This window comes from Modestobacter sp. I12A-02662, assembly GCF_041028325.1.
GTDB lineage: Bacteria > Actinomycetota > Actinomycetes > Mycobacteriales > Geodermatophilaceae > Modestobacter.
In genome coordinates, this window is record NZ_JABGDE010000047.1 from 1 (window position 1) to 548 (window position 548).

At 70.3% G+C, this 548-nt stretch carries 1 protein-coding gene; it reads left to right on the plus strand.

What is annotated here, in order from left to right; genetic code table 11:
* Nucleotides 1-548 (plus strand): ABC transporter ATP-binding protein (locus tag HL189_RS22535; protein ID WP_369135966.1); only part of this gene is annotated, 548 nt, incomplete at both ends.

A 548-nucleotide genomic window follows, 5' to 3' on the forward strand; every position in this document is an offset into this window, starting at 1 on the left:
GACCTGGAGATCGCCGATGGCGAGTTCCTGGTGCTGGTCGGCCCGTCGGGGTGCGGGAAGTCCACCTCGCTGCGGATGCTGGCCGGGCTGGAGGACGTCGACGGCGGGGCGATCCGGATCGGGGACCGCGACGTCAGCGACGTGCCGCCGAAGGACCGGGACATCGCGATGGTGTTCCAGAACTACGCGCTGTACCCGCACATGAGCGTGGCGGACAACATGGGCTTCGCGTTGAAGATCGCCGGGATCGGCAAGGAGGAGCGGCGCACGCGGGTGGAGGAGGCGGCGAAGCTGCTGGACCTCACCCCGTACCTGGACCGCAAGCCCAAGGCGCTGTCGGGTGGGCAGCGGCAGCGGGTGGCGATGGGGCGGGCGATCGTGCGCCAGCCGCAGGTGTTCCTGATGGACGAGCCGCTGTCGAACCTGGACGCGAAGCTGCGGGTGCAGACCCGCACGCAGATCGCCGGCCTGCAGCGCCGGCTGGGGATCACCACGGTCTACGTCACCCACGACCAGGTCGAGGCGATGACCATGGGCGACCGGGTCGC